The organism is Alistipes senegalensis JC50 (assembly GCF_025145645.1).
GTDB classification, from domain to species: Bacteria; Bacteroidota; Bacteroidia; order Bacteroidales; family Rikenellaceae; genus Alistipes; species Alistipes senegalensis.
In genome coordinates this window covers 637800-660952 of record NZ_CP102252.1, presented here as the reverse complement: position 1 = coordinate 660952, position 23153 = coordinate 637800, and the positions used below count along the sequence as shown (strand labels likewise).

The 23153-nt window shown below is 61.7% G+C and carries 19 protein-coding genes; all 19 read left to right on the top strand.

The window, feature by feature from the left end; translation table 11 throughout:
• Positions 1-126 precede the first annotated feature (126 nt).
• The 19 genes from carA to folD all read left to right on the top strand — a co-directional run bounded on the left by carA (position 127) and on the right by folD (position 23152).
• Positions 127-1218: a glutamine-hydrolyzing carbamoyl-phosphate synthase small subunit gene (carA, locus tag NQ519_RS02600; protein WP_026076309.1), complete on the top strand. Its 1092-nt coding sequence runs from the start codon at positions 127-129 to the stop codon at positions 1216-1218.
• Positions 1211-4393, top strand: coding sequence for a carbamoyl-phosphate synthase large subunit (gene carB / locus NQ519_RS02595; protein WP_026076310.1), 3183 nt, complete (start codon positions 1211-1213; stop codon positions 4391-4393). Before carA ends, carB begins: the two co-directional genes overlap by 8 nt.
• A 367-nt stretch (positions 4394-4760) precedes the next feature.
• A complete protein-coding gene (locus NQ519_RS02590) occupies positions 4761-5501 on the top strand; it encodes a dihydroorotate dehydrogenase electron transfer subunit (protein WP_019149622.1) in 741 nt (246 codons plus the stop codon).
• Positions 5495-6403 carry a dihydroorotate dehydrogenase gene (locus NQ519_RS02585; protein ID WP_019149623.1) on the top strand — a complete coding sequence of 303 codons (909 nt, stop codon included), beginning with the start codon at positions 5495-5497 and terminating at the stop codon, positions 6401-6403. The genes NQ519_RS02590 and NQ519_RS02585 overlap by 7 nt, the downstream gene beginning before the upstream one ends.
• Positions 6404-6532: 129 nt before the next feature.
• Positions 6533-7237, top strand: coding sequence for an orotidine-5'-phosphate decarboxylase (pyrF, locus tag NQ519_RS02580; RefSeq protein WP_019149624.1), 705 nt, complete (start codon positions 6533-6535; stop codon positions 7235-7237).
• A gap of 29 nt (positions 7238-7266) precedes the next feature.
• A complete protein-coding gene (locus NQ519_RS02575) occupies positions 7267-7527 on the top strand; it encodes a thioredoxin family protein (RefSeq protein WP_019149625.1) in 261 nt (86 codons plus the stop codon).
• A 26-nt stretch (positions 7528-7553) separates the two neighbouring features.
• On the top strand, positions 7554-8186 hold the full coding sequence (pyrE, locus tag NQ519_RS02570) for an orotate phosphoribosyltransferase (protein WP_026076311.1): 633 nt from the start codon (positions 7554-7556) through the stop codon (positions 8184-8186).
• A gap of 8 nt (positions 8187-8194) precedes the next feature.
• Positions 8195-9286, top strand: a complete 1092-nt coding sequence (pyrB, locus tag NQ519_RS02565) for an aspartate carbamoyltransferase (protein WP_026076312.1) — start codon at positions 8195-8197, stop codon at positions 9284-9286.
• A gap of 450 nt (positions 9287-9736) precedes the next feature.
• A complete protein-coding gene (gene purE / locus NQ519_RS02560; RefSeq protein WP_010263014.1) occupies positions 9737-10204 on the top strand; it encodes a 5-(carboxyamino)imidazole ribonucleotide mutase in 468 nt (155 codons plus the stop codon).
• Entirely contained in the window at positions 10204-11292 is a 1089-nt protein-coding gene (purK, locus tag NQ519_RS02555) for a 5-(carboxyamino)imidazole ribonucleotide synthase (protein ID WP_019149628.1), read from the top strand. Before purE ends, purK begins: the two co-directional genes overlap by 1 nt.
• A gap of 18 nt (positions 11293-11310) precedes the next feature.
• Positions 11311-15018: a phosphoribosylformylglycinamidine synthase gene (locus tag NQ519_RS02550; RefSeq protein WP_026076313.1), complete on the top strand. Its 3708-nt coding sequence runs from the start codon at positions 11311-11313 to the stop codon at positions 15016-15018.
• 31 nt (positions 15019-15049) lie between these two features.
• On the top strand, positions 15050-15766 hold the full coding sequence (gene purC / locus NQ519_RS02545) for a phosphoribosylaminoimidazolesuccinocarboxamide synthase (protein ID WP_019149630.1): 717 nt from the start codon (positions 15050-15052) through the stop codon (positions 15764-15766).
• A gap of 1 nt (position 15767) precedes the next feature.
• A complete protein-coding gene (gene purF / locus NQ519_RS02540) occupies positions 15768-17186 on the top strand; it encodes an amidophosphoribosyltransferase (protein WP_019149631.1) in 1419 nt (472 codons plus the stop codon).
• Positions 17187-17365: 179 nt separating this feature from the next.
• The gene (purM, locus tag NQ519_RS02535; protein ID WP_019149632.1) at positions 17366-18391 is read left to right on the top strand and encodes a phosphoribosylformylglycinamidine cyclo-ligase; all 1026 of its coding nucleotides are present in this window, start codon (positions 17366-17368) and stop codon (positions 18389-18391) included.
• 4 nt (positions 18392-18395) lie between these two features.
• A complete protein-coding gene (gene purN / locus NQ519_RS02530) occupies positions 18396-18956 on the top strand; it encodes a phosphoribosylglycinamide formyltransferase (RefSeq protein ID WP_019149633.1) in 561 nt (186 codons plus the stop codon).
• Positions 18956-20485 carry a bifunctional phosphoribosylaminoimidazolecarboxamide formyltransferase/IMP cyclohydrolase gene (gene purH, locus NQ519_RS02525; protein ID WP_019149634.1) on the top strand — a complete coding sequence of 510 codons (1530 nt, stop codon included), beginning with the start codon at positions 18956-18958 and terminating at the stop codon, positions 20483-20485. Before purN ends, purH begins: the two co-directional genes overlap by 1 nt.
• 105 nt (positions 20486-20590) lie before the next feature.
• The gene (purD, locus tag NQ519_RS02520) at positions 20591-21838 is read left to right on the top strand and encodes a phosphoribosylamine--glycine ligase (RefSeq protein ID WP_019149635.1); all 1248 of its coding nucleotides are present in this window, start codon (positions 20591-20593) and stop codon (positions 21836-21838) included.
• Positions 21838-22308, top strand: coding sequence for a hypothetical protein (locus NQ519_RS02515; RefSeq protein WP_019149636.1), 471 nt, complete (start codon positions 21838-21840; stop codon positions 22306-22308). The genes purD and NQ519_RS02515 overlap by 1 nt, the downstream gene beginning before the upstream one ends.
• Positions 22292-23152 carry a bifunctional methylenetetrahydrofolate dehydrogenase/methenyltetrahydrofolate cyclohydrolase FolD gene (gene folD, locus NQ519_RS02510; RefSeq protein ID WP_019149637.1) on the top strand — a complete coding sequence of 287 codons (861 nt, stop codon included), beginning with the start codon at positions 22292-22294 and terminating at the stop codon, positions 23150-23152. The genes NQ519_RS02515 and folD overlap by 17 nt, the downstream gene beginning before the upstream one ends.
• Position 23153: the final 1 nt, after the last annotated feature.

Sequence of the window (23153 nt, the reverse complement as noted above, 5' to 3'; positions counted from 1 at the left end):
ACTTCCGGGCAGATTGCCACGTCGCTACGCTCCTCGCAATGACGGGGGAGGGTTGAAGGATGAAATGGAATGGTGGATGGATTTCCTGCCCGATAAACATGCAACTACGAAATCAAACAGATAAGGATGAAAGCATTTACGAAAAAAATTGTCTTGGAGAACGGCCGTGAATTCTACGGATACGGTTTCGGAGCCGACCGCGAGGCCATCAACGAGATCGTCTTCAACACCTCGATGGTGGGGTATCAGGAGATCATGTCCGACCCGTCGTACACCGATCAGATGGTGGTGATGACCTACCCGCTGATCGGCAACTACGGTATGGCCGACGAGGATTACGAGACCAAAACGCCGACCATCGGCGGCATGATCGTCCGCGAGTACAACGACTCGCCGTCGAACTTCCGCTACACGAAGACGCTGAACGAGGTCTTCGAGGAGCACGACATTCCGGCCATCTGGGGCGTCGATACCCGCGCCCTGACGCGCATCATCCGCGACGAGGGGACCCAAAAGGTGATCGTCACCGACGCCGCGACGCCCCGCGAAGAGGCCCTGCGCAAATTGCAGGAGTACGTCATGCCGCACGACATGGTTGCGCGCGTGAGCTGCAAGAAGCGCTGGATGTCGCGCGTTCCCAACCACAAATACGACGTGGTGGCCGTTGACTGCGGCATCAAGTACAATATCATCCGTCTGCTGAACCGCGTGGGCTGCAACGTGACGGTCATGCCCTACAACTCCACCGTGGAGGAGATCATGGCCTTCCATCCCGACGGCCTCGTGCTGTCGAACGGCCCCGGCAACCCGGAGGACGTGGCTCCGGTGATCGAGCTGGTGAAACAGCTCCGGGGCAAGCTGCCGATCTTCGGTATCTGCATGGGACATCAGTTGATTTCGCTGGCCTACGGCGCCAAGACCTTCAAGATGAAGTTCGGCCACCGCGGCGCCAACCATCCGGTGAAGAACCTCCTGACGGGCAAGCTCGAAATCACGAGCCAGAACCACAGCTATGCCGTGGATATTGATTCGCTGGAGGGCACGGGGCTTACGCTGACGCACGTCAATCTGCTCGACGGCACGGCCGAGGGCGTGGAGTGCGTCGCCGACCGGGTCTTCTCGATGCAGTACCACCCCGAGAGCGCTTCGGGACCGCAGGACAGCGCCTATTTGTTCAAGAAGTTCACTAAAATAATGGAGGATCACAAAAATGCCTAAGAGAAAGGATATCAAGAAGGTAATGGTCATCGGGTCGGGCCCGATCGTCATCGGACAGGCCGCAGAGTTCGACTACGCGGGCACGCAGGCGTGTCTGGCGCTCAAAGAGGAGGGATACGAGGTGATTCTCGTCAACTCGAACCCCGCCACGATCATGACCGATACGCATATCGCCGACAAGGTCTACATGGAGCCCCTGACGCTGGAGTACGTCGCCAAGATCATCCGCTACGAGCGCCCCGACGCCATCGTTCCGGGACTGGGTGGACAGACGGGCCTGAACCTCGCCGTGCAGCTGGCCAAGAAGGGGATTCTCCAGGAGTGCCAGGTCGAGATTCTGGGCACCTCGTTCGAGTCGATCGAGCGTGCCGAGGACCGCGAGCTGTTCAAGGAGTTGTGCGAATCGCTGGGCGAGCCGGTCATCGAGTCGCAGATCGCCATGTCGGTCGAAGAGGCGGCCGAGGTGGCTCACCGGATCGGTTATCCGGTGGTGCTGCGTCCGGCTTTCACGCTGGGCGGCACGGGCGGCGGCTTCGCCGACGACGAAGCCGAGCTGCGCGAGCTGATGCGCAACGCACTCGCCGTTTCGCCCGTGCATCAGGTGCTCATCGAAAAAAGCATCAAGGGCTACAAGGAGATTGAGTTCGAGGTGATGCGCGACCACAACGACACGGCCATCTGCATCTGCTGCATGGAGAACATCGACCCCGTGGGCGTCCATACCGGCGACTCGATCGTCGTGGCTCCGAGCCAGACGCTCACCAACAAGGAGTTCCAGATGTTGCGCGACTCGGCGCTGAAGCTCATCCGCGCGCTGAAGATCGAGGGCGGCTGCAACGTGCAGTTCGCACTGGACCCCCTCTCGTTCAAATACTACCTGATCGAGGTCAACCCCCGCGTGTCGCGCTCCTCGGCTCTGGCGTCGAAGGCTTCGGGCTATCCGATCGCCCGCGTCAGCGCGAAGATCGCCGTGGGTCTGACGCTCGACGAGATCCGCATCGCCAACACGCCGGCATCGTTCGAACCGACGCTGGACTACGTGGTGACGAAGGTCGCCCGCTTCCCCTTCGACAAGTTCTCCGACGCTTCGAACAAGCTCGGCACGCAGATGAAGGCCACGGGCGAGGTGATGTCGATCGGCCGTACGATGGAGGAGTCGCTGCTGAAAGCCGTGCGTTCGCTCGAGACGGGCGTCTGCCATATCTACCACAAGAAATTCGACAACTGGTCGAACGACGACCTGCTGGCCTATATCAAGGAGGGCACCGACGACCGGCTTTACGCCATCGCGCAGCTGATCCGCAACGGCGTCGATCTGGCGCTGATCTATAACAACACGAAGATCGACATGTTCTTCCTCGAGAAGTTCAAGAACATCATCGAATTCGAGGCGGTCGTCCGCGCCAACCCGATGGATGTCGAGACGCTCCGCGCCGCCAAGCGCATGGGATTCAGCGACAAGTTCATCGGCCAGCTGTGGGGCGTCTCGCAGCACGACATGTATCTTCTGCGCGAGAAGAACGGCATCTTCCCGGTCTACAAGATGATCGACACCTGCGCCAGCGAGTTCGCCTCCTACGTGCCCTATTTCTACTCGACCTACGAGGAGGAGAACGAATCGGTGGTGAGCCCGAAGGAGAAGATCATCGTGCTGGGTTCGGGCCCGATCCGCATCGGACAGGGCGTCGAGTTCGACTACTCGACGGTGCACGCCATCTGGTCGATCCGCGCCGCGGGCTACGAGGCGATCATCATCAACAACAACCCCGAAACCGTTTCGACGGACTACACCACCAGCGACAAACTCTACTTCGAGCCGCTGACGGTGGAGGACGTGATGAACGTCGTGCACCTCGAAAAGCCGAAGGCCATCGTCGTGTCGCTCGGCGGACAGACCGCCATCAACCTCGCCGAGCCCCTTTCGAAGCTGGGCGTGCCCATCATCGGCACCGACACCGAGGCGATCAGGAACGCCGAGGACCGCGGCTGCTTCGAGAAGATCATGGAGGAGTTGCAGATTCCGCAGCCCGAAGCCGAGGCTGTGACGAACATCGAGGCGGGCGTGAAGGCCGCGGCCCGCATCGGTTATCCGGTGTTGGTGCGTCCGAGCTACGTGCTGGGCGGCCGCGCCATGCAGATCGTCTCGAACGAAGAGCGCCTGCGCCACTACCTGCAAACCGCCGTGGAGATCGACGTGGACCAGCCGGTGCTGGTCGATCGCTACATCATGGGCAAGGAGCTGGAGGTGGACGCCATCTGCGACGGCAAGGATGTCTTCATCCCCGGCATCATGGAGCATGTCGAGCATACGGGTATTCACTCGGGCGACTCGATCAGCGTCTATCCGACCTTCAGCGTGAGCCAGAAAGCCAAGGACAAGATCATCGACTATACGGTGAAACTGGGTCTGCGCATCGGCATCGTCGGTCTGTACAACATCCAGTTCATCGTCGCCGGCGACGACGACGTTTATGTCATCGAGGTCAACCCGCGTTCGTCGCGTACGGTGCCCTTCCTCTCGAAATCGACGGGCGTGCCGATGGCCCACATCGCCACGCAGGTCATCCTGGGCAAGTCGCTGCGCGAGCAGGGCATTACCGAGGTTTGCGGCAAGGAGAAGGAGCGCTGGTACGTCAAGGCCCCGGCCTTCTCGTTCGCTAAGATCCGCGGCATGGATTCCTACCTCTCGCCGGAGATGAAATCGACGGGCGAGGCGATCGGCTACGACGACAAGATCACGCGGGCGCTCTACAAGGCCCTGCAAGCTACGGGCATGCACGTCTCGAACTACGGAACGATCTTCGTCACCATCGCCGACGACGACAAGCCGCAGGCGCTGCCGCTGGTGAAGCGGTTCTACGACCTGGGCTTCAACATCGAGGCGACCACCGGTACGGCGGAGTTCCTGCGTGCGCACGGTATCCGCACCCGTACGCGCCGCAAGCTCAACGAGGGCAGCAACGAGATCATCGACGCATTGCGTCAGGGACATGTCAGCTACGTCATCAACACGATCGACATCAACCAGCACAACACGCGCCTCGACGGTTACGAAATCCGCCGCACGGCCGTCGAGAACAACGTGACGGTCTTCACGGCGCTGGAAACGGTGAAGGTGCTGCTCGACGTGCTGGAGGAGATCACGCTGCGCGTTTCGACCATAGATTCAAAATAATTTCGATTTCATGCGGCACCTTTCGTCCTTCCTTGCTTGCCGCGAATGGGCAGTACCTCGTGTACAGCCCATCCGCGTCAACCTTCGGTCAGGCCGAAATCTGCTCGCCTGAAATCAAAATTCCGGGTGAAGTGCTCTTATAATTCCGACAAAACGCCGAAGTTATCCACAGATTGTGGCATCTGAGTTCCGCATTATCGTTCGGAGCGGAAAAGGAGCGGCGGTGGCATCGAGCGCCCGGAACGGGAAAGAGTAAAGGCCCGATCTTACTCTGCCCGTTCAGCGAAATGCCGGCGGCGATCCCGCGGAGAACGACATGCGGAGGGTTTTGGTACTTTTGCCCTCAAAAGTACGGAAAGGAAAATTTATGTATAAGAAAGGTATATATAGGATTCTCACGAACGAGCCGCTGACCGACGCGGTGTGGCGGATGACGCTCGCCGGCGACACGCAGTGGATCACGGCGCCCGGGCAGTTCGTCAACATCGCGCTGGAGGGCCGGTATCTGCGCCGTCCCATCTCGGTCTGCGATTTCGACGAACGTTCGATCACGCTGATCTACAAGGTCGTGGGCGGAGGCACCGAACAGATGAGCCGGATGCGGGCGGGCGGGGAGCTCGACTTGCTGACGGGTCTGGGCAACGGGTTCTCGACGAAGAACGACGCCCGGCGGCCTCTGTTGGTCGGGGGCGGCGTGGGCGTGCCGCCGCTCTACAACCTGGCGAAGCGGCTCCTGGCCGAAGGCAAACCGGTACAGGTGGTGCTGGGTTTCAACACCGCCGCGGAGGTCTTCTACGAGGAGGAGTTCCGCGCGCTGGGATGCGAGGTCACCGTCTCGACGGTCGATGGTTCGCGGGGTGTCGAAGGGTTCGTCACCACGGCCATCGCCGAACGGGGACTGGATTTCGATTACTTTTACGCCTGCGGCCCGCTGCCGATGCTCCATGCGCTGTACAGCGCCACGGAGTGCGACGGGCAGCTGTCGTTCGAGGAGCGCATGGGGTGCGGATTCGGCGCCTGCATGGGCTGTTCGTGCAAAACCAAATACGGCAACAAGCGCATCTGCAAGGAGGGGCCGGTATTGGAGAAAGGAGAGATCATATGGTAGACACATCGGTTGAACTGTGCGGCCTGAGGCTGGACAATCCGGTCGTTCCGGCCAGCGGAACTTTCGGCTACGGCAACGAATTCCGGGAGTTCTACGACATCAACGTCCTCGGATCGTTCTCGTTCAAAGGCACCACGCGGGAGCCGCGCTTCGGCAACCCCACGCCCCGCATCGCCGAGTGCGAAGCCGGGATGATCAACGCCGTGGGGTTGCAGAACCCCGGTATCGACGCCGTGATCCGCGAGGAACTGCCGCGGCTGAAAACCTTTTTCCGGAAACCCGTCATCGCCAATATCTCGGGATTCTCGGTCGAGGAGTACGCCTACTGCTGCGAGCGGATCGACAAGCAGGAGCAGGTCGGACTGATCGAGGTCAACGTCTCGTGCCCCAACGTGCGGCACGGCGGTATGTCGTTCGGCACCTGCCCGGATGCCGCCGCCGAGGTGACGCGCGCCGTGAAGGCGGTGACGACGAAGCCCGTGTTCATCAAGCTCTCGCCCAACGTCACGGACATCGTTTCGATCGCCCGGGCGTGCGAGGAGGCGGGGGCCGACGGCATCTGCCTGATAAACACCCTGCTGGGCATGCGCATCGACATTGCCCGCCGCCGTCCGGTCATCGCCAACACGATGGGCGGATTCTCGGGCGCCGCGGTCTTCCCCGTGGCCGTGCGGATGGTTTATCAGGTCGCCAAAGCGTGCCGGATTCCCGTCATGGGATGCGGCGGCGTCACGACGGCCCGCGACGTGATCGAGATGATGATGGCCGGGGCCACGGCCGTGCAGGTCGGGGCCGCCAACCTGGTGAATCCCTACGCTTCGAAAGAGATCGTCGAGGCCCTGCCCGGCGAGATGGAGCGGCTGGGAATTGAAAAATTGTCAGACATAATCGGCATCGTATGATCGCATGGCATCTTCGGCACTTTCCTCGCCGGCTTCGGCAGTCGCATACGTCGAGTATGCTCCTGCTTTGCCGGCTTTACGAAGCCCCGAACCTGCCATACGCTGATACGATGCAGAATTAAGAAAAATATGCAACGCGATGTAATCATAGCCTGCGACTTCAAGTCGGCAGAGGACACTTTCCGCTTCCTCGACCTTTTCAAAGACGAGGAACGCAAACCGTTTCTGAAAATCGGCATGGAGCTCTTCTACGCCGAGGGACCCTCGATCGTGCGCGAGATCAAGCGCCGGGGGCACAAGATCTTCCTCGATCTGAAGCTCCACGACATTCCCAACACCGTCAAGAAGGCGATGGCCGTGCTGTCGCGGCTGGACGTGGACATGTGCAACGTCCATGCGGCGGGTACGATCGAGATGATGAAGGCCGCCCTCGAAGGGCTCACCCGTGCCGACGGCACGCGGCCGCTGCTGATCGCTGTGACGCAGCTGACCTCGACGAGCGAGGAGCGCATGCGCCGCGAGTTGCTGATCGACGCTTCGATCAACGACACGATCGTGAAATATGCGCAGAACACCCGCGAAGCCGGGCTGGACGGCGTGGTCTGCTCGCCGCTGGAGGCCGGCATGGTGCACGAGGCGTGCGGCGCAGGGTTCCTCACGATCACGCCCGGCGTGCGATTTGCAGACGGGGACGTAGCGGACCAGGTGCGCGTCACGACCCCTGCCCGTGCCCGGGAGATCGGCTCCGACTTCATCGTCGTGGGACGCCCGATCACGGCTGCGGAGAACCCCGTGGCGGCTTACCGCCGGTGCGTGGCCGAGTTCGTCGGATAACGGACAAAACTTATAGGAACGAGGAGAATATGAAACCTGTAAAACTTTTCTACCTGCGCACGTGCCCCTTCTGCAAGAAGGCGCTGCGCTATATCGAAGAGGCGAAGGCCGCCCACCCGGAGCTGGCCGCCGTGGAGATCGAGATGATCGAAGAGTCGGAGCGGCCCGACGTGGCCGACGCGTTCGACTACTACTATGTGCCGACGTTCTATGTGGACGGCGTGAAGGTCCACGAGGGCGGCATCTATCCCGAGGAGGTGGAGAAGATTTTGCGGCGGGCCCTCGAATAACCCGAAAAACGGAAAACACGATAAAAATGGAGAAATCAATCGCAAAAGACTTGCTGTCGATCGGCGCGGTGTTCCTGCGCCCCGAACAGCCTTTTACCTGGGCGAGCGGTATCAAAAGCCCGATCTACTGCGACAACCGGCTGACGCTCACGGCCCCCGTCGTCCGCGGACACGTCGAGGCGGGGCTGGCCGAGATCGTCCGCACGAAATTCCCCGAAGCCGAGGTGCTGATGGGGACCTCGACGGCCGGCATCGCCCATGCGGCCATCACGGCCACGATCCTCGACCTGCCGATGGGCTACGTGCGCTCGGGGTCGAAAGACCACGGACGCGGCAACCAGATCGAGGGCAAATTGGAAAAGGGTCAGAAGGTCGTGGTGATCGAGGACCTCATCTCGACGGGCGGTTCGTGCATCGAGGTGGTGAACGCCCTGCGCGAGGCGGGCGCCGAGGTGCTGGGCGTGGCTTCGATCTTCACCTACGGGATGAAGAAGGGCCTCGACCGCATGAAGGAGGCGAACGTCGTGAATTACAGCCTTTCGAACCTCGACGCACTCGTGGAGGTGGCCGCCGAGGAGGGGTATATCGAACCCGGGGACAAGGCGCGGCTGCTGAAATTCCGCGATAATCCGTCGGACGAGAGCTGGATGAATAAATAATCCGGATTATGAGACATTTGATTGATCCTACCGACCTCACGGTCCGGGAGACCGAGCAGATCGTAGCCCTGGCGGAGGACATCATCGCCAACCGCGCCAAGTACAGCGAGTCGTGCAAGGGCAAGAAGCTGGCCACGCTGTTCTACGAACCTTCGACCCGCACGCGGCTGAGTTTCACGGCGGCGATGCTCGAACTGGGCGGGCAGGTCATCGGCTTCTCCGACGCCAACTCCTCGTCGGTCTCCAAGGGCGAGACCGTGGCCGACACCGTGCGCGTGATCCGCTGTTTCGCGGACATCATCGCCATGCGCCACTTCAAGGAGGGGGCGCCGCTCGTGGCTTCGCAGTATGCGGGCGTTCCGGTCATCAACGCCGGCGACGGCAGCCATTCGCACCCGACGCAGACCCTCACGGACCTGCTGACGATCAAGCGCGAGAAGGGGCGTTTCGACAACATGACCATCGGTTTCTGCGGCGACCTGAAATTCGGCCGCACGGTGCATTCGCTCATCAAGGCCCTGTCGCGTTATTCGGGGATCAAGGTGATCCTCATTTCGCCCGAGGAGCTGCGCCTTCCGGACTACATGCTGCACGAGATGAGCGCCAATTCGAAACTCGAATTCCGCGAGGTGCGCACGATGGAGGAGGTGATGCCCGAGCTGGACATCCTCTACATGACGCGCGTGCAGAAGGAGCGCTTCCTCGACGAGGAGGAGTTCGACCGCGTGAAGAACAGCTTCGTGCTCGATCCCGGCAAGCTGACGACGGCCAAGAAGGATATGATCATCCTTCACCCGCTGCCGCGCGTCAACGAGATCACGCGGGCCGTGGACAACGATCCTCGCGCGGCCTATTTCCGGCAGGTCGAGAACGGCAAGTTCGTGCGCATGGCGCTGATCTACACGCTGCTGCGCTGGGCCGACGAGAACAAGCCCTTCGAGCGGACCCCGGTTTTCGGCGAGGAGTACATCGTGAACGAGTACGAGTGCACGAACCGCCGCTGCATCTCCGCCACGGAGGATGTGGACCGGCTTTTCCGCCGCCAGTCCGACGGGACCTGCCGCTGCGCCTACTGCGAGGCGAAGGCCCGGCAGGAGTGATGCCGCGAATGTGGATAAATTGTCGATAGAATCTGTCCGGGAATTTTGAAAGTCCGCCGGAAAGCGTTACTTTTGTAACGTTGTTTTAACGACAGTTTAGGTTAATTCCGATGATTCCCATTTGCAATATCGACCAGCGCGAACGAAAGAAACGACAGGGGCAGGCCGCTGTCTTCCATTCGTCGGCGTGTCGGCAAATGCAGCCCGCACACTCCCCGAAGCAGCAGATGCCTGCTCGTGGACTGCTCGGATAGATACAAGACCGCCACGGCAGGAATGTCGTGGCGGTTTCCCGTCTAAGAGCCGCCCGCCTAAGAGACGGGTTTCAGGGGCGCCCGCCTAAGAGGCGGGTTTTAGGGGCGATGGCCGGTTGTCGGGTTTCTGGGGCGGGTTTTGCGCTTCCTCCGTCTGAGAGGCGGGTTTTGAACGATTGAATTAAAACGAATTTATATGAAAGTAGGCGTGATTATGGGCTCTGTGAGCGATTACGAGGTGATGTCCGAGGCGGTTTCGACGCTCGAGGCGTTCGGCGTGGATTTCGAGAAACGGGTGGTCAGCGCCCACCGTACGCCCGATCTGCTGTGCGAATACGCCAAGACGGCCCGCGAACGCGGCATCGGCGTGATCATCGCCGGGGCCGGAGGCGCCGCGCACCTGCCGGGCATGGTGGCCTCGATGACCCCGCTGCCCGTGGTGGGCGTTCCCGTGAAGTCGCGGGCCCTGAACGGACTGGACTCGCTGCTGTCGATCGTGCAGATGCCCGCGGGCGTTCCCGTGGCCACGACGGCCATCAACGGGGCGAAGAACGCCGCGCTGATCGCCGTGTCGATCCTCGCGTTGCAGGATGCCGGGCTGGCCGCGAAACTCGACGCTTTCCGCGCCAAACAGACCGCCGACGTACTCAAAGCCGAGTTGTAATGAAGACGGTGGGCATTATCGGGGGCGGCCAGCTGGGGCTGATGATCGCGGAGCAGGCGCGGGAGTTGGGCGTGCGCACCATAAGCCTCGACCCGGCGCCGGACGCTCCGGCGTTCAGGGTCTGCGACGATCATATCGTGGCGGCCTACGACGATGCCGCGGCGCTCGAGGAGCTGTGCCGCCGCAGCGACGCGGTGACCTACGAATTCGAGAACGTGCCGGGAGAGATTCTGATCCCGCTGTGCGAGAAATACAACATCCCGCAGGGTTACAAACCCCTGTACGATTCGCAGGACCGCCTGCGCGAGAAGACCAACGCCCGCGACCACGGGCTTCGCACGCCCGGTTTCGCCGCCGTGGACGACGAAGCGTCGCTGCGGGCCGCCGTGAAGGAACTGGGACTGCCCGCCGTGCTGAAAACCCGCACGTTGGGGTACGACGGACACGGACAGCTGGTGCTGAAGACCGAGGCCGACATCGAACGGGCCCTGCCGCTGCTGGCGGTGCCCTGCATCCTGGAGGAGTTCGTGCGTTTCGACTTCGAGGCCAGCATCGTGATGGTCGCCGACGCCGAACGGGTGGTGAGCTTTCCGGTGGGGCGCAACATCCACCGCGACGGAATCCTCGACCTCTGCATCGTGCCTGCCGAGACCGATCCGCAGGTGTTGGAACGGATGAAAGCCGAGAGCGAACGCTTCATGCGCGACTGCGGCTACCGGGGGATTCTGGCCATCGAGTATTTCATCCGGGGCGGTGAGATCTATTTCAACGAGATGGCTCCGCGGCCCCACAATTCGGGACACTACACCATCGAGGGTTCGACCACGAACCAGTTCCGCGAGCTGGTGCGCTATCTCGTCGGGGAGCCCTTGCAGGAACCGCGGCCGGTGGCGCCCACGGTGATGAAGAACATCCTCGGACAGGACCTCGGGGCGGCCGAAAAGGTCGCTGCGGAGAACCTGCCGGGCGTTTACGTGCATCTTTACGGCAAGACGGAGTGCCGGCCCAAACGCAAGATGGGCCACATCACGTTCGTCGGGATGACCGCCGGGGAGTATGAACGCGACTGGGCCGCAAGATTTGTGTAAAAAGGAATGAAAAAGATAATGAAGAATTACCGTATTTTTGTCGAGAAATTACCCCGCTTCCAGGTCGAGGCCGAGAGCCTGCGCCGCGAGCTGAACGCAAACCTGAATCTCGCATTGGGCGAAGTGCGCCTGCTGAACGTCTACGACCTGTTCGGCTTCACGCCGGAGCTGCTGGAAAAGAGCCGTTATTCGGTTTTCGGCGAGGTGGTGACCGACTCCGTGACCGATGCCTGCGACCTCGCGGGACGCAAATATATCGCCGTGGAGTATCTGCCCGGACAGTTCGACCAGCGCGCCGCGTCGGCCGTCGATTGCGTGCGGCTGATCGACCCGCAGGCGCAGGTCAACATCCGTTCGTCGAAACTGCTGCTGTTCGACGACAAGGCGACCGACGCCGAGCTGGCCAAAATCCGCCATTACTACATCAATGCCGTGGAGTCGCGCGAGAAGAACCTCGCGGTGCTGAACGACATGGAGCAGGCCGAGGTGAAGCCCGTGGAGGTGCTCGACGGTTTCCGGGAAATGACGGATTCCGAATTGGAGCCCTACTGCAAGAAGATGGGGCTGGCGATGAACGACGACGACCTGCGCGAGGTGGTGAAATACTTCCGCGCCGAGGGCCGCGATCCCTATGAAACCGAACTGCGCATCCTCGACACCTATTGGAGCGACCATTGCCGCCACACGACCTTCACGACCGAGCTGGAGGGCATCACCGTCGAGGAATCGTTCGTCAAGGAGGAGATCGAAGATTCGCTGGCGCTTTACCTGCGCATCCGCCGCGAACTGGGCCGCGAGCACAAGAGCCTCTGCCTGATGGACATGGCGACGATCGGCGCCCGCTACCTGAAGCAGAAGGGGCTGTTGGACGACATGGAAGTTTCGGAGGAGAACAACGCCTGCTCGGTCTATATTGACGTGGATGTCGATGGGCAGACCGAGAAATGGCTCCTGCAATTCAAGAACGAAACCCACAACCACCCCACGGAGATCGAACCTTTCGGCGGGGCTTCGACCTGTCTGGGCGGCGCCATCCGCGACCCGCTGTCGGGCCGCAGCTACGTCTACCAGGCGATGCGCGTGACGGGTGCCGGAAATATCTACCTGCCTGTTTCCGAGACTCTTCCGGGCAAACTGCCCCAGAGCGTCATTTCGAAGAAGGCCGCGGCCGGTTATTCGAGCTACGGCAACCAGATCGGTCTGGCCACGACCCACGTGCGGGAGATTTACCACGACGACTACGTGGCCAAGCGCCTCGAGGTGGGGGCCGTGGTGGGTGCCGTGAAGGCCGCGAACGTGCGCCGCGAGCGTCCCGCCCCGGGCGACAGGATCATCATGTTCGGCGGCCGCACGGGCCGCGACGGCATCGGCGGGGCCACGGGTTCGTCGAAGGAGCACAACGCCAAGTCGCTCGAAACGTGCGGCAGCGAGGTGCAGAAGGGCAACGCCCCCGAGGAACGCAAGCTCGAACGGCTGTTCCGCCGTCCCGAGGTGACGCGGCTCATCAAGAAATCGAACGACTTCGGCGCCGGCGGCGTCAGCGTCGCCATCGGCGAGCTGGCCGACGGACTGGATATCTACCTCGACCGCGTGAAGACCAAGTACAGCGGTCTGAACTCTACGGAGCTGGCTATCAGCGAGTCGCAGGAGCGCATGTCGGTGGTCATCGAGGCCAAGGACATGGAGGAGTTCATGGGCTACTGCCGCGAGGAGAACATCGAGGCGGTGCACGTGGCCGACGTGACGGACACGGCGCGGATGCGGATGTTCAACGGCGACCGGAAGGTCGTGGACCTCAGCCGCGAATTCATCGACAGCGCCGGCGCGAAGCACTACGCCGAGGCGAAGATCGGCAAGGTCGAGAACCGCGATCCTTTCCTCCGCGAGGTGGCGGGGGAGACGCTCGCCGAGCGTTTCGCCAATAATCTGAAAGACAATAACGTCCTCTCGCAGCGGGGGCTGATCGAGATGTTCGACTCGACGATCGGCCGTTCCACGGTGCTGATGCCCTTCGGCGGCCGCACGCAGCGCAGCGAGACGCAGGTCTCGGTGCAGAAGCTCCCGACCGACGGATATACCGACACGGCCAGCGTCATGGCCTTCGGTTACAACCCCTATCTGGCTTCGTGGAGCCCCTACCACGGGGCGGCTTATGCCGTCGTGGAGGCTGCCGCGAAGGTCGTGGCCGCCGGTGCGCGGTATGACCGGATGCGCTACTCCTACCAGGAGTATTTCGAGCGCATGACCAAGAATCCCGAGTCGTGGGGCAAACCGCTGAGCGCGCTGCTGGGCGCCCTGAAGATGCAGGTCGAGCTGGGGCTTCCCTCGATCGGAGGCAAGGACTCGATGTCGGGAACTTTCCAGGAGATCGACGTGCCGCCGATGCTGATGGCTTTCGGCATCACCACGGTCGATGCGCGGACGGTCATCTCGACCGACCTCAAAGGCGCCGGACACCGCATCTACCTCGTTCGCCATACGCCGCTGGAGAGCCGGATGCCCGACACGGCGCAGCTGAAGGAGAATTTCACGTTCGTCAGCTCGCAGATCGAGGCCGGAAAGATTCTCTCGGCGTGGTCCGTCGGTTTCGGCGGCGTCGGAGAGGGTCTGGCCAAGATGGCTTTCGGCAACGGCATCGGCGCCGAAGTGACGATGGACGAGGCGAAGCTCTACGAATACGCCTACGGTTCGATTCTCGTCGAGTGCGAGGGCACGTTGGAATATCCGCACGCCGAGCTGCTGGGCTTCACCGTCGCCGACGAGGCGCTGACGGTCAACGGAGTCAGAATGCCGCTCGACGAACTTTATAAGGCCAATACGGAGAAATTTGCGGCGGTCTACCCGGACAAGGGCCGGAACACCGCGACGGTGATGACCTCCGCACCCGCTCCGAAGACGTTCGTTTATCCGGGCGAGGCGGTGGAGCATCCGTTGGTCTACATTCCGGTGTTCCCCGGCACGAACTGCGACTACGACACCGCCAAGGCGTTTCGCAAGGCGGGCGCCGAGGTCGAGATGAGCGTGCTGTGCAACATCGGCGGCGACGACATCCTGCGTTCGATCGCCGAGATGAAGGAGCATATCCGCCGGGCGCATATCTTCGTGCTGAGCGGCGGCTTCTCGTCGGGCGACGAACCCGACGGAAGCGCGAAGTTCATTGTGAACGTGTTGAACAACAAGGATATTCGTGAGGAGATCCACGCGCTGATCGACCGCGGCGGACTGATTCTCGGCATCTGCAACGGTTTCCAGGCGCTGGTGAAATCGGGACTGCTGCCCTACGGACGTTTGGGCATGGTGACCAAGGATTCGCCGACGCTCTTCCGCAACGACATCAACCGCCACATCTCGCAGATCGTCACGACGCGCGTCGCCACGACGGCGTCGCCGTGGCTCGCGGGATTCCAGCTGGGCGACCTGCATTCGATCGCCGTCAGCCACGGCGAGGGCAAGTTCGTGGTGAGCGAGGAACTGGCCGAAGAGCTCTTCGCCAACGGGCAGGTGGCCTTCCAGTACGCCGACGCTGCGGGCAACCCGACGGCCGAGGCGCCGTTCAATCCCAACGGTTCGCAGTACGCCATCGAGGGCCTCGTCTCGCGCAACGGACAGATTCTGGGCAAGATGGGCCACACGGAGCGTTACGAACCGAATCTGTTCAAGAACATCGCCGGCGAGAAGGAACAGTCGCTGTTCGGCAACGCCGTTGCTTATTTCCGGAAAAAGTAATACAATATAAACTCAAAACACCAAACACACCATGAAACAGCTCGAAATGCTCTACGAGGGCAAGGCAAAACAGGTTTTCCGCACCGACGATCCCGATAAGATCATCATCCACTACAAGGATGCGGCTACGGCTTTCAACAACATCAAGAAGGCCACGATCGAGGGAAAGGGCGTGCTGAACAATGCCATTTCGACGATTATTTTCAAGGAGCTCCAGAAGGCGGGCGTCAAAACCCACTACGTCGAGACGATCAACGACCGCGACCAGATCTGCCGCAAGGTGACGATCATTCCGCTGGAGGTGATCGTGCGCAACGTCATCGCCGGTTCGATGGCCCAGCGCCTCGGCATCGAGGAGGGCACGCAGCCTTCGAACGTCATTTTCGACATCTGCTACAAGAAGGACGAGCTGGGCGACCCGCTGATCAACGACCATCACGCCGTGGCGCTCGGCGCCGCCACCTACGAGGAGCTGAACGAGATGTACGCCATGACGGCCAAGATCAACGAGGTGCTGAAAGGGCTGTTCCTGAAGATGAACATCAAGTTGGTGGACTTCAAGATCGAGTTCGGCAAGACGCTCGACGGCGAGATCGTGCTGGCTGACGAGGTGTCGCCCGACACCTGCCGCCTGTGGGACGCCACGACCAACGAGAAACTCGACAAGGACCGTTTCCGCCGCGATCTGGGCAAGGTCCGCGAGGCTTACGAAGAGATTCTGGCACGTCTGAAAAAAATTACCGCCTAAGATGATGGAAGTGATCCGCGACCGCGAATTGCACGAGGAGTGCGGGGTGTTCGGCATCTACGGGGTGCCGGACGCCGCGTCGCTGACTTACTACGGCCTCCACGCCCTGCAACACCGCGGGCAGGAGGGTGCCGGCATCGTCTCGGTGGATGAGAACGGCGCTTTCCGCCGCATCAAGGGCGAGGGACTGGTGACCGAGGTTTTCAACGAAGAGAAGCTGGCGACCCTGAAAGGTTCGATGGCCATCGGCCACGTGCGTTACACCACGGCCGGCGGCGGCGGCGTTGAGAACGTCCAGCCGTTCCTTTTCCGTCACAACACGGGCGATTTCGCGCTGGCGCACAACGGCAACATCGTCAATTCGGAGCTGCTGCGCCGCCACCTCGAAAACAAAGGCAGCCTGTTCCAATCGACCTCCGACAGCGAGATCCTGGCCCACCTGATCAAGAAGGAGACGCGCTACCACGACCGGCCGCGCATCTTCTCGATCATCGACGCGCTGAACATGCTCGAAGGGGCCTTCGCGTTCCTCATCATGACGGCCAACCGCATCTACGCCTGCCGCGACAAGTACGGATTGCGTCCGCTGGCGATCGGACGGCTGGGCGACGGCTGGGTGGTGTCGAGCGAGACCTGCGCTTTCGACGTGCTGGGTGCGGAGTTCGTGCGCGACGTGGAGCCGGGCGAGATCGTGACGATCGACAGGCAGGGCATCCGCAGCCGCGACTACTCGATGTACAAGCGTCATGAGATGTGTGCGATGGAGTACATCTACTTCGCCCGTCCGGACAGCGACATCGACGGCCGCAACGTCCACGCCTACCGCAAGGAGTCGGGACGCCTGCTCTACAAGGAGGCGCCCGCCGAGGCGGACATCGTGGTCGGCGTGCCCGATTCGAGCCTCAGCGCCGCGATGGGTTATGCCGAGGCGAGCGGCCTGCCCTATGAAATGGGACTTATTAAGAACAAGTATATCGGCCGCACCTTCATCCAGCCGACTCAGGAGTTGCGCGAGAAGGGTGTGCGGATGAAACTCTCGGCCGTGCGTTCGATCGTCAGGGGCAAGCGCGTGGTGCTGGTCGATGACTCGATCGTGCGCGGCACGACTTCGCGGCGCATCGTCACGATGCTCAAGGAGGCGGGAGCCACCGAGGTGCACGTGCGCATCGCCAGCCCTCCGATGATCAGCCCCTGTTTCTACGGCGTGGACACCTCGACCTATGACGAACTGATCTCGGCCCGCAAGAATCCCGAGGGCGTGTGCAGGGAGATCGGCGCCGATTCGCTGGTATTCCTCTCGCCCGCGTCGTTGCTGGAGGCCGGCGGCTGCAAGGAGCTTTGCATGGCCTGCTTCACGGGACGCTATCCCACGGCGCTGTACCAGTCGCCCGAGGAGGCCAACAAAGATGTAAAATGTTAGGGGACGCGAAGCGGTCATTGCGAGGAGGACGCAGGTCCGACGCGGCAATCTGAACCGGTGTTGTGACGTTACGGCATTTTTCCCGGATTGCCACGGCATCTGGCGATGCCTCGCAATGACGGGCCCGGAGAATGGGGATAAAAACAGGGAATTTAAATTATTTTAAACCATATATTACTATGGCTCAAAGTTATGAAAAGGCCGGCGTGAATCTCGAAGCCGGGTATGAAGTGGTGCGGCGCATCAAGAAGCATGTGGCTTCGACCTCGCGTCCGGGTGTGATGGGCAACATCGGCGCTTTCGGCGGGATGTTCGACCTCTCGGCCCTGAATGTGAAGGAGCCGGTGCTCGTAAGCGGCACCGACGGCGTGGGCACCAAGCTCAAGCTGGCCTTCGAGATGGACAAGCACGATACGATCGGCATCGACGCCGTGGCCATGTGCGTCAACGACGTGCTGGCGCAGGGCGCCGAGCCGCTGGAGTTCCTCGACTACGTGGCCGTGGGCCGCAACGAACCCCAGAAGGTCGAGGCCATCGTCGCCGGTGTCGCCGACGGCTGCCGGCAGGCCGGTTGTGCGCTGGTGGGCGGCGAGACCGCCGAGATGCCGGGCATGTACGCCGAGGGCGAGTACGACATCGCCGGATTCACGGTGGGCGTCGTGGAGAAGTCGCAGTTGATCGACGGCTCGAAGGTCAAGGCGGGCGACGTGCTCGTGGGCATCGCTTCGAGCGGCGTGCACTCCAACGGCTTCAGCCTCGTGCGCAAGATCGTCGCGGACAACTGCCTGAACCTGCGCGAATCCTATCCCGAGCTGTCGAACAAGCTGCTCGGCGAGGTGCTGCTCACGCCGACGAAAATCTACGTGAAGCAGGTGTTGGAGGTGATCCGCAACTGCGACGTGCACGGCATCAGCCACATCACGGGCGGCGGTTTCGACGAGAACATCCCCCGTATCCTGCACGAGGGGCAGGGCATCGAGATCGAGGAGGGGACGTGGGAGATTCTGCCCGTGTTCCGCTTCCTCGAAAAGTACGGCCGGGTGGCTCACCGTGAGATGTTCAACATCTTCAACATGGGTATCGGCATGGTCATCGCCCTCGACGCGGGCGAGGCGCAGAAGGCCATCGACATCCTCACGAAGCAGGGCGAGCGGGCTTCGGTCATCGGACGCGTAACCGACACCGAGGGTGTCGTCATCCGATAGCGCGATGCGGCGCCTTGCGGTTTTCGCCAGCGGCAGCGGCACCAATTTCGAAGCCATCGTCCGGGCCTGCGAGCAGGGCGTACTGGATGCCGAAGTGGTGCTGATGGTCTGCGACAAGCCCGGTGCGAAGGTGGTCGAGAGGGCCGCGGAGCACGGGGTCGAGGCATTCGTATTCGCCCCGAAAGAGTATGCTTCGAAGGCCGCATACGAACGGGAGATCGTCGCACGGCTGGATGCCGCGGGTGTGGAACTGGTCTGCCTGGCGGGCTACATGCGCATCATCGGCGACGAACTGCTGGGGGCCTACGGGGGACGGATCATCAATATCCATCCGTCGCTGCTGCCGGCCTTCCGGGGGGCGCATGCCATCGAACAGGCGCTGGAATACGGCGTCAAGGTCTTCGGCGTGACGATCCATTATGTCGATTCCGAACTCGACGGCGGTCGTATCATCGCCCAGCGGGCCTTCCCCTACGAGGGCAGCGACATCGAGGAGCTGGAACCGATGATTCACGCCGTGGAATATCCGTTATACATTGAAACTATTAAAAAACTGATCGAATAATGCGAGCATTAATAAGCGTAAGCGACAAAACCGGTGTCGTGGAGTTCGCCAAGGGGCTGCAGGCCCTTGGCTGGGAGGTGATCGCCACGGGCGGCACGATGAAGCTGCTGGCCGACAGCGGCGTGGAGGTGATCAACATCAGCGACGTTACGGGATTTCCCGAGATCTGCGACGGCCGTGTGAAGACCCTGCACCCGAACGTGCACGGCGGCCTGCTGGCCCGCCGCGACGACCCGGAGCACCTGAAAGCCTTGAAAGACAATCATATCGAGTTCATCGACATGGTCTGCGTGAACCTCTATCCGTTCCGTCAGACGATCGAGAAGCCCGGCGTGAAGATGGAGGACGCCATCGAGAACATCGACATCGGCGGTCCTTCGATGCTGCGTTCGGCGGCCAAGAACTGGGCCGACGTGACGGTCGTGTGCGACCCCGCGGACTATGCGCAGATCCTCGCCGAGATCGGGGCCGGCGGCAATACCGAAAAGGCCACGCGCCTGAAACTCTCGGCGAAAGCCTACACGCACACCGCCGAATACGATGCGATGATCGCCACCTACATGCGCGCTCAGGCGGGTCTGAATGAAAAGCTGTTCCTCGAGTTCGACCTCGTGCAGTCGCTGCGCTACGGCGAGAACCCCCACCAATCGGCGAAATTCTACCGTGAGGAAAAGAAGGTTCCCTACTCGCTGGCGTTCGCCAAGCAGCTCAATGGCAAGGAGTTGTCGTACAATAATATTCAGGACGCCAACGCCGCGCTGTGCATCGTGCGCGAGTTCGACGAGCCGTTCTGCGTGGGTCTGAAACACATGAATCCCTGCGGCGCGGCTACGGGCAAGGATGTCGTGGAGGCGTGGACCAAGGCTTACGAGGCCGACAAGGTGTCGATCTTCGGCGGTATCGTGGCCACGAACCGCACGGTGACGAAGGAGGCCGCCGAGCTGATGAAGCCGATCTTCCTCGAAATCATCATGGCCCCGAAATTCGACGAAGGCGCTCTCGAAGTGCTCACGACGAAAAAGAACCTGCGTCTGCTCGAAGTCAACATGGAGAAGGGCGCCGTCGATCCCAAACAGTATGTGAGCGTCAACGGCGGTCTGCTGGTGCAGGACCTCGACGTGGCGACGAAGGCCGTGACGGCGGATATGTGCGTGACGAAGGCGAAGCCCGCCCCGGAGCAGATGGCGGACCTGAACTTCGGCTGGCACATCGTCAAGCACGTGAAGTCGAACGCCATCGTGGCGGTGAAGGACGGCCGGACGCTGGGCGTCGGCGCCGGGCAGATGAACCGCATCGGCTCGGCGGAGATCGCCCTGAAACAGGCGCATGCCGCAGGCGTCACCGAGGGTCTGGTGCTGGCATCGGACGGTTTCTTCCCCTTCGACGACTGCGTGACGCTGGCCGCCGAATACGGCGTGACGGCGATCGTGCAGCCCGGCGGATCGGTCCGCGACGAAGATTCGATCCGCAAGGCCGACGAGAAAGGCATTGCGATGGTGTTCACCGGCGAGAGGCATTTTAAGCATTAGGTGAAAATTGAAAAGTGAAAAGTTTTGGGGCTTTTCGCTTTTTGCCTTTTGTTTTCCCATTTTCTATGTTTAACTTTTCACTTTTAACCTTTCAATTTTCACCGTATGAAAGTTTTGGTAATAGGTTCCGGCGGCCGCGAACACGCCATTGTCGATGCGCTGACGCGCTCGCCGCAGGTCGAAAAGATCTACTGCGCTCCCGGCAACGCGGGCATCGCCCGGCAGGCCGAGTGCGTGTCGATCCGCGAGACCGAGGTGGAGCGCCTGCGCGATTTCGCCGCGGAGCAGGGCGTCGGACTTACGGTCGTGGGACCCGAGGTGGCGTTGGCGGCGGGAGTCGTCGATTGCTTCAAGGCGGCCGGACTGCGCATCTTCGGCCCCACGAAGGCCGCGGCGCGCATCGAGTCCTCGAAGGAGTTCGCCAAGGAGCTGATGGCCAAATACGGCGTTCCGACGGCGGGGTTCCGCGCGTTCACCGACTACGCCGGGGCGTTGGCCTACGTGCAGGGGCGTCCCCTGCCCGCGGTGCTGAAATACGACGGACTGGCCGCCGGCAAGGGCGTGGTGATCGCCCGGACGATGGCCGAGGCCGAAGCGGCGCTGCGGGACATGCTGCTCGACGACAAGTTCGGCGAGGGCAAGGTGGTCGTCGAGGATTACCTCGAAGGCCCCGAGTTTTCGTTCATGTGCTTCGTTTCGGGACACCAGGTGTGGCCGATGGTGCTGGCGCAGGACCACAAGCGGGCCTACGACGGCGACGAAGGTCCCAATACGGGCGGTATGGGCGCCTATTCGCCCCTGCCGTTCATCACGGCCGAGGACGAACGGTACGCCCTGGAGCGGATCATGCAGCCCGTTGCCGACGCGATGGTCGCCGAGGGGTGTCCTTTCGAAGGGGTGCTTTACGGCGGGCTGATGAAGACCGCACGGGGCATCGAGGTCATCGAGTTCAACGCCCGTTTCGGCGATCCCGAGACCGAAGTGGTGCTGCCGCGTCTGAAGAGCGACATCGTTGACATCTTCTGCGCCGTGGCCGAGGGCCGCGACACGCAGTTGGAGTGGCACGACTTCGCGGCGCTGGGCATCGTGCTGGCCTCGAAAGGCTATCCGGGCGACTACGAAAAGGGACACGAGATCGAGGGCCTCGACCGCGTCGGGGGGACCGTTTACCACATGGGCACCAAGGCCGACGGCGGACGGATTCTCACCAACGGGGGCCGTGTGCTGTTTGTCGTGGGCACGGGCCGCGATCTGGCCGAGGCGCGGAAGAATGCGCTGGCCGACGTAGCCCGCATCGACTGTGACAATCTGTTCCACCGCACCGACATCGGTCACTGGGCTCTCGACGATTGATGCCTCTTCCGAGCCTTGTCCGCCGCGAGTGGCACGTCGTTTATCAGTTTCCGCTGGTCGTGGGGCTGATTACCGCGCTGAATCTCGCTGTGACGGTCTGGTGGGATTGGAGCGGCGTGGAGGGAGCGTTTGCTTTCGCGCTCAATACGGCGTGGATGCTGTTGCTGACCGTCGTGACGGTCGGCGTGCTGGGGATCGTGGGGTTGCCTTTGCGGTTCGTCTACCGGTTGAATGACCGGTGGCGCCGGAAGTGGTGGCTGGCTCCCTGCGGGATTCTGGCCGGATTGGCAATGTGCGCTTCGTCGTTCCATATCGGTGCGGAGGATCTCTGCATCGAAGAGGGACCGACGCTCGCAGTTCCCAATCAAGCCTTGAGTATGGGCGGATTGTGGCTTGTCGGATTCTGCACCCTGCATTTTTATATACCTTTCGAAAAGATAATACGAGCGATATATGGCAAAAATCATTAGCGGAAAAGAACTCTCAGCGAAACTGAAACTCGAAATGGCGGACGAGGTGAAGACCTTCCCCGCGAAATACGGACGTGTGCCCCATCTGGTGGTGATCCTCGTGGGCGAGGACCCCGGCAGCGTGAGCTATGTGACGGGCAAGGCCAAGGCTTCGGCCGAGGTGGGCATCCGCAACACCACGATCCGCAAGCCGGAGTCGGTCACCGAGGCCGAATTGCTGGACATCATCGCGGCGCTGAACCTCGACGACGAGGTGGACGGCATTCTGGTCCAGCTGCCCCTGCCCAAGCACATCGACGAGGACAAGGTGATCGCCGCCATCGACAAGTCGAAGGACGTTGACGGCTTCCACCCCCTGAACGTCGCGGCGCTGTGGCAGAAACAGCCCTGCACGCTTCCCTGCACCCCGAAAGGCATCCTCAAGATGCTGCGGACCGCCGGGGTGGAGATCGCCGGCAAGCGCACCGTGGTGATCGGCCGCAGCAATATCGTGGGGCTTCCCGTCTCGAAGCTGCTGCTCGACGCGAATGCCACGGTGACGATGGCCCACAGCCGCACGCGCGACCTGGCTGAAGTGACGCGCGGGGCGGAGATTCTGGTGGTGGCCATCGGGCGTCCGAAATTCGTCACCGCCGACATGGTCTCCGAGGGCACCGTGGTGATTGACGTGGGTGTCAACCGCGACCCGGAGACGGGCAAGTTGTGCGGCGATGTCGATTTCGCGGCCGTCGAGCCCAAGGCTTCGGTCATCACCCCCGTTCCGGGCGGTGTCGGGCCGATGACGATCTGCTGCCTGATGGAGAACACGATCGAGTGCTTCTTAAATAAAAAGAACCGGAGTTAAG